The organism is Pseudomonas sp. GLN_2 (assembly GCF_043106005.1).
Classification (GTDB): Bacteria; Pseudomonadota; Gammaproteobacteria; order Pseudomonadales; family Pseudomonadaceae; genus Aquipseudomonas; species Aquipseudomonas alloputida.
Genome location: NZ_JBICMC010000078.1, coordinates 1 through 7,138 on the forward strand (window position 1 = coordinate 1; position 7,138 = coordinate 7,138).

General features: G+C 63.5%; 6 protein-coding genes. 1 reads left to right on the plus strand and 5 read right to left on the minus strand.

The features are described 5' to 3' along the window. Positions 1-66: 66 nt before the first annotated feature. On the minus strand, positions 67-2,658 hold the full coding sequence (locus ACF8Q6_RS18075) for a glycosyltransferase (protein ID WP_392490798.1): 2,592 nt from the start codon (positions 2,656-2,658) through the stop codon (positions 67-69). A gap of 119 nt (positions 2,659-2,777) precedes the next feature. On the opposite strand from ACF8Q6_RS18075, the gene tcdA reads away from it, so the two are divergent. After that, a complete protein-coding gene (tcdA, locus tag ACF8Q6_RS18080; protein WP_003252264.1) occupies positions 2,778-3,587 on the plus strand; it encodes a tRNA cyclic N6-threonylcarbamoyladenosine(37) synthase TcdA in 810 nt (269 codons plus the stop codon). Between the two features lie 111 nt (positions 3,588-3,698). On the opposite strand, the gene ACF8Q6_RS18085 is transcribed toward tcdA, so the two are convergent. The 4 genes from ACF8Q6_RS18085 to ACF8Q6_RS18100 form a co-directional block, all read right to left on the minus strand. Continuing rightward, the gene (locus ACF8Q6_RS18085; protein ID WP_003252266.1) at positions 3,699-4,109 is read right to left on the minus strand and encodes a SufE family protein; all 411 of its coding nucleotides are present in this window, start codon (positions 4,107-4,109) and stop codon (positions 3,699-3,701) included. Further along, positions 4,106-5,311: a cysteine desulfurase gene (locus ACF8Q6_RS18090; protein WP_392490799.1), complete on the minus strand. Its 1,206-nt coding sequence runs from the start codon at positions 5,309-5,311 to the stop codon at positions 4,106-4,108. The genes ACF8Q6_RS18085 and ACF8Q6_RS18090 overlap by 4 nt, the downstream gene beginning before the upstream one ends. A gap of 81 nt (positions 5,312-5,392) precedes the next feature. After that, complete coding sequence (dapD, locus tag ACF8Q6_RS18095; protein WP_004574732.1) at positions 5,393-6,427, minus strand: 2,3,4,5-tetrahydropyridine-2,6-dicarboxylate N-succinyltransferase; 1,035 nt, start codon at positions 6,425-6,427, stop codon at positions 5,393-5,395. A gap of 31 nt (positions 6,428-6,458) precedes the next feature. Further along, the gene (locus ACF8Q6_RS18100) at positions 6,459-6,806 is read right to left on the minus strand and encodes an ArsC family reductase (protein ID WP_041168523.1); all 348 of its coding nucleotides are present in this window, start codon (positions 6,804-6,806) and stop codon (positions 6,459-6,461) included. Between the last annotated feature and the right edge of the window lie 332 nt (positions 6,807-7,138).

Consider the following 7,138-nt stretch of genomic DNA (forward strand, 5'->3'; position numbering starts at 1 on the left):
GGGTATGCGGTTCCTTGTGGGAGCGGCCTTGCGTCGCGATAGGGGCGCAAAGCGCCCCTGGCAATCTCAAGCCTGCTGCGGCTCGGCAGCCTTTTCTGTGGGCTTGGGCAGCGACGACAGGAACGCCATCACCAGCGCTGCCACATAAGGCAACGACTGCACCAGCAACATCGCCACCCAGAAGCGCATGTCCGAGCTCGGCAGCCCCTGAACCAGGTAGATGCCCAGCGCCGCGCCCCACAGCAGCAACATGATGAACAGCTCTTCCCGCGCTTCGGAAATCGCCACCAGCAATCCATGGCTGTCAGCGTTCTTCGGCGTGCGGAAGAACGGCATGCTGCTGGTGAAGAAACCATACAGTACCGCCTTGGCGATGGTGTGCGACAGCGCCAGCCCGGCCAGCGCAGCTGCGAAGGCATCCTTGAGGTTCACCCCCACCGCTCGGCGGTACAGGAAGATGATCTTGCCGACCTTGAAGAAGAACAGCGCCAGCGGCGGGATGGCGAAGATCATCAGGGGCGGATCGACCCGATGCGGCACGATGATCATCGCCGCCGACCACAACAGCGCGCCGATGGTGAAGAAGATGTTCATGCCATCGGCGATCCACGGTAGCCAGCCGGCCAGGAAGTGGTAGCGCTGGCCACGTGTCAGCTGGCTGCCTTTGCCGCGCAGCAGCGCGCCGGCGTGGTGCTTGATGATCTGGATGGCGCCGTAGGCCCAGCGGAAGCGTTGTTTCTTGAAGTCAATGAAGGTGTCGGGCATCAGGCCTTTGCCGTAGCTGTTGTGGGCGTAGGCGGCGGACAGGCCTTTCTCGAACACGCGCAGGCCCAGTTCGGCGTCCTCGCAGATGCACCACTCGGCCCAGCCCAGTTCTTCCAGCACACTGCGCCGGGTCATGGTCATGGTGCCGTGCTGGATGATCGCGTCACGGTCGTTGCGGGTGACCATACCGATGTGGAAGAAGCCCTTGTATTCGCTGTAGCACAGCTTCTTGAAGGCGCTTTCGTGCTGGTCGCGGTAATCCTGCGGCGACTGCACCACGGCAATTTTCGGGTCGGCGAAGTGCGGCACCATGTGCTTGAGCCAGTTGCGGTCGACGCAGTAGTCCGAGTCGATTACCGCGATCACTTCGGCGTCCTTTGCCGTGTGCGGGATCAGGTAATTCAGCGCGCCACCCTTGAAGCCGGCCAGCGGCGCGACGTGGAAGAACTTGAAGCGCTCGCCAAGCTTTTCGCAGTGGGCCTTGAGCGGCTCCCACACGGCCGGGTCCTTGGTGTTGTTGTCGATCACCAGCACTTCGTAGTCGGGGTAGTCCAGGGCGGCCAAGGCGTCCAGGGTCTGTTTCACCATCTCAGGTGGCTCGTTGTAGCACGGCACATGCACCGACACCTTGGGCCGGTAGGCACTGTCGGCCTGCACAGGCAGGAATTCGCGTCGGCGCTTGTGTATCCAGACCGCCTCGGCCAGTTCGTGGGCCTCGGTGAGCAGCACGATGAACACGCCCAGCGCGCCGAGGGCCAGCAGCACGCCCACGGTCAGGCTGAACCAGGTGCTGTATTGCTGGCTGTAGTCATAGGCGATCCACACCAGCACCGACCCGCACAGGAAGGTGATGAACGTCAGGAAGGTCCGGCCACGCTGGCGCAGGGCCGAGCCATCGATGAACAGCACCATCAGGGCGATCACTGCCAGCACCACCGACGCCACTGCCAGGGCCCGCCACTGCGGGATCGCCACCACGGGGCCGTCGAAGTTGAACTTCTGCTGCCGCTCGGCGTTGTAGACACCCCAGTAGGCGCCTACCGACCCTTCGTCGCTGGCCTTCCAGGGTTGGTCATAGGCTTCAATGACAAAGTAGTTGTAGCCACGGCGGTTGAGGGTGTTGACCAGGGTGCGCAAGTAGATGGCCTGGTCGGCCTGTGTGGCATCGGCACCACCGCGCATGCGGCCGTTGCTCGGCCAGCCGACTTCCGACAGCAGCAGGGGTTTGCGCGGGAACTGGTGCTTCAGTTCACGGGCGCGGTCGAGGACGAACTCGACCGAATCCTTCATCGGCACGAACTCCCAGTAGGGCAGGATGTGCGCGGCAATCAGGTCGACGTGCCTGGCCAGCTCAGGATGTTCCTTCCAGATGTGCCATTGTTCACTGGTGGTCACGGGCACCTTCACGGCTGCGCGTACGCGGTCCAGGTATTTGATCAGGTTCTCCGGTGTGACTTCTTCACGGAACAGCGCCTCGTTGCCGACCACCACCCGCACCACGCTGCGCGACGTGTTGGCCAGCTGGATGGCCGTGGCGATTTCGCGCTCGTTGCGCTCCAGGTCCGGGCTGATCCATATCCCCAGCGTCACCCGCAGGCCGAACTCCTCGGCCAGGCGCGGGACGTCGGCCTGGGTGCCTTCCACGGTATAGATACGGATGCTGTCGGTCAGTTTGCTCAGTTGCTCCAGGTCCTGGCGCATTTCGTCGTCGGTGGGGTACTGACCCTTCTGTGGGCTTTCGCCCAGGCGGAACGGCGAATACGAAAAGCCAGAGATCTGTTCTGGCCAGGCGGGGGCGGAGACCGGGCGGTTGATCAGTGCCCAGAACCCGGTGAACAGTGCGGCGATGGCCAGCACCACTACCAGGTTCAGGCCGAATTTACGTGAAGACATCGTCGTCCATTCATGTGGAAGTGATAGGACATTAAAGCAGGGTTGGCAGTCTCTTTCCTAACGATGCAGGCCAAGGGTTCACTGGCATATAATGCGCGCCGGTTTTTTGGGGTATGAACATGAGCACAGAAGATCCACGCTTTGCCGGCGTTGCCCGGCTGTATGGCGACCAGGGGCTGCAACGTCTGGGCCAGGCCCATGTGGCTGTGGTCGGTATTGGCGGGGTGGGCTCGTGGGTGGCCGAAGCCCTGGCACGCAGCGGTGTGGGCGAGATTACCCTGTTCGACCTGGATGATGTCTGCGTCAGTAACACCAACCGCCAGGCCCATGCGCTGGAAGGGCAGGTGGGGCGGCCCAAGGTCGAGGTCATGGCCGAGCGCCTGCGGGCGATCAACCCAGGGTGTACGGTGCATGCGGTGGCCGACTTCGTCACCCGCGAGACCATGGCCGAGTACATCACCGAGCACCTCGACTGCGTGATCGACTGCATCGACAGCGTGATGGCCAAGGCGGCGCTGATCGCCTGGTGTCGGCGGCGCAAGATTGCCATTGTCACTACCGGTGGCGCGGGTGGGCAGATCGATCCGACGCAGATCCAGATCGCCGACCTGAACAAGACCTTCAATGACCCATTGGCTTCGCGGGTGCGTTCCACCCTGCGCCGCGACTACAACTTCTCGCGGAATGTCAGCCGTAACTATGGCGTGCCGTGCGTGTTCTCCAGTGAACAGCTGCGTTACCCCAAGGGTGATGGCAGCGTTTGCCTGCAGAAAAGCTTTGTCGGTGAAGGCGTGCGGCTGGACTGCTCGGGTGGCTTTGGTGCGGTGATGATGGTGACTGCGACCTTTGGCATGGTAGCGGCGAGCAAGGCGATAGAAAAACTGGTGGCTGGAGCGCGCCGGCCGTCGGAACGGGTCAAGCCTGAATAGACCGTGTGGGCATCTTCGCGGGCCCGCTCGCTCCCACCGGTCCTGCATCTCTCTCAAGCATGATGCCGTACCTGTGGGAGCGGGCAGGCCCGCGAAGAAACCGGCGCCGATTCAGCGGTTGGATGCCAACTCCGCCATCCGCTGCAACACCGCATGCAGCCCATTGCTGCGCGACGGCGACAGTTGGCGTTCCAGCCCGAGCTGGGTAAACCACTCGCGCAGATCAATCCCGGCCAGCTCCTCACTGGCCAGTCCCTGCACCCGCACCAGCAACAGCGCCAGCAGCCCACGCAACAAGCGGGCGTCGCTGCTGGCCTTGAACCGCCACACGCCCTCGATCTGCTCGGCCACCAGCCACACCAGGCTCTCGCAGCCATGCACCCGGTTGGCCTCGGTCTTTTCGGCATCAGCCAGCGGCTCCAGGCGGTCACCCCACTGCATCAACAGCCGCGCACGCTGTTCCCAGCCTTTGCCCTGTTGAAACGCTTCCAGCGCTTGGTGCGCCTGTTCCGGCAGGCTCATCGCAACAGCTCCAGGCCTTGGTCCAGCGCGTCGAAGAAACGCTGCACGTCATTGCTGTCGTTGTACAAACCCAGCGATACCCGTATCGCGCCCTCCAGCCCCAGCCCCTTCAGCAGTGGCATGGCACAGTGGTGACCGGCACGCACGGCAATGCCCTGTTCAGTCAGCAAATGAGCGATATCGGCGTTGTGCACGCCCTCGATGACGAAACTGGCCAGGGCCGTCTGCGGTGCGCCCAACACCCTCACGCCCTCGCGGTCGCCCAGGCCACGCAGCAGGTGCTGGTGCAGGCTGGCTTCATGCGCTGCGACCGCATGGGCATCGAGGCTGGCCAGGTAGTCGAGCGTTGCACCCAGGCCGATCACCCCGGCAATCGGCGGCGTACCCGCTTCGAAGCCCAGGGGCGCGGGACGGAAGCTGGCGCTGTGGTACTCGGCCAGCTGCACCATCTCGCCACCGAACTGCCAGTGGCGCAACAGCTCCAGGGCCTGGGCGCGGCCATAGAGCACGCCGACGCCGTCCGGACCGTACAGCTTGTGGCTGGAAAAAACATAGAAGTCGCAGCCCAGTTGCTGCATGTCCTGGCGACCATGCACCACGCCCTGGGCACCATCAACCACCGTCAGCGCGCCCTGGGCGCGGGCATGGGCCAGCAGCGCAGGCAGCGGTTGCCAGGTACCCAGCACGTTGGACAGCTGGCTGATGGTGAGTACTCGGGTGCGCGGGCCGATCAGTTGCAGTGCCTGGTCCTGGTCGATACGACCCTGGGCGTCCAGTGGCAGCACCACCAGGCGCAGGTTGCGCCGGTGCGCCAGCTGTTGCCAGGGCAACAGGTTGGCATGGTGCTCCAGGGCACTGATGGCAATTTCGTCACCGGCTTCGAGGCGGTGCTCCAGGCCATAGGCCAGCAGGTTCAGTGCCGAGGTGGCGCCGTGGGTGAACACGATCTGCCGCGCTTCTGCGGCATTGAGCCAGGTGGCGACCTTGTCGCGGCTGGTTTCGAAGGCCTGGGTCGCCAGCGCACCTGGCAAATGCTGGGCACGGTGCACGTTGGCTGCGCCATGGCCGTAGTAATGGCTCAAGGCATCGAGCAGGGCTTGCGGCTTCTGGGTGGTGGCGGCGCTGTCCAGATAGGTCTGGTGCTGCCGTTGCAGGGCGGCGATGGCGGGGAAGTCGGCACGCCAGGGAGAGGGCTGGAACATGTTTGCGAGGCCTGGAATGAAAATCGGGTCTGGTGCATTGGCGCCAGACCCGATCTTAACACCTCAAACCCGGCAGGGTTCTCAGTTGTGAGCGTGCAGCGCTTCGTTCAGCTCGATGGCCGACTTGTGGGTCTTGCACTCTACCGCGCCGTTCAGCGAGTTGCGGCGGAACAGCAGGTCGGTCTGGCCGGCCAGGTCGCGGGCTTTTACCACTTTGACCAGTTCGTTGTTCTCGTCCAGCAGGTTCACCTTGGTGCCCGCGGTGATGTACAGGCCGGCTTCGACGGTGTTGCGGTCGCCCAGCGGAATACCGATACCGGCGTTGGCGCCGATCAGGCAGCCTTCGCCGACTTTGATGACGATGTTGCCGCCACCGGACAGGGTGCCCATGGTCGAGCAGCCGCCGCCCAGGTCCGAGCCCTTGCCGACGAATACGCCAGCGGAAACGCGGCCTTCGATCATGCCCGGGCCTTCGGTACCCGCGTTAAAGTTGACGAAGCCTTCGTGCATGATGGTGGTGCCTTCGCCAATGTAGGCGCCCAGGCGCACACGGGCGGTGTCGGCGATACGCACGCCGGCCGGGACCACGTAGTCGGTCATTTTCGGGAACTTGTCCACCGAGAACACTTCCAGCAGCTCGCCCTTCAGGCGTGCTTCCAGTTGCAGCTCGGCCAGTTCGCCCAGGTCGACCGCGCCCTGGTTGGTCCAGGCCACGTTCGGCAGCAGCGGGAAGATACCGGCCAGGCTTACGCCATGCGGCTTGACCAGGCGGTGCGACAGCAGGTGCAGCTTGAGGTAGGCCTCTGGGGTCGAGCTCAGGGCAGCGTCTTCGGCCAGCAGGGTGGCGACCAGCGGCTTGTGGCTCTCTGCCAGGCGGGTCAGCAGGGCGGCCTGGGCAGCGTCCACGCCTTTCAGGGCTTCGGCCAGTTGTGCGGCCTGGGCGTTGCTGAAGGCGATGGCCTGGTTGCCACCTTCGTAACCGAGAACAGGGGCTACTGCAGCAACCAGTTCGGCGCTCGGGTTGAGCAGCGGTTGTGCGTAGAACACTTCCAGCCAGGCGCCCTGGCGGTTCTGGGAGCCGACACCGAAGGCCAGGCTGAACAGGGTATTGGACATGTGATTACCTCGTGCGAAATAGGGTAGGGGCTCAGGCCAGGGCAGCGGCGTAAAGGTCGGGCTTGAAGCCAACCAGGGTACGCGCGCCAAGGTCGAGCACCGGGCGTTTGATCATCGACGGCTGGGCCAGCATCAGCTCGACGGCCTTGGCCTGGTCGAGGTTGGCCTTGCTGGCGTCGTCCAGCTTGCGGAAGGTGGTGCCGGCACGGTTGAGGATGACTTCCCAGCCGTGTTCGTCGCACCAGCGGTTCAGGCTGTCACGGTCGATGCCTTGGGTTTTGTAATCGTGGAATTCGTAGGCGATGGCTTTGTCTTCGAGCCAGGTACGCGCCTTTTTCATGGTGTCACAGGCTTTGATGCCGTAGAGCGTGTAGGTCATTGTGTACATTGGGGATACAGGTTGCCCCAATCTCTCCGTTTTTCGATGTCAGTCGCGGGATTATGCGGGAACGAGACAGGGAGCGCCACGGGTGTGCAAGTCTTGGGTTTTGATGGGGCGTGGTTAGGTCTGCCTTGAGTCTTGTAGTGCCTGTGAGATCGAGCGCCGCCCGCGCGGCGCTTCGCGGGTAAACCCGCTCCTACGTTTGTTTCGGGCCAGTATCGCCTGTGCCAGACCCGCGCGACCGCCTTGTTTGTACGACGCGATATCGAGGCGTGCGCCAAGGCGTTCGCGCGCAAATGCCACAGGCATAACTGGCCCGAAACAAACGT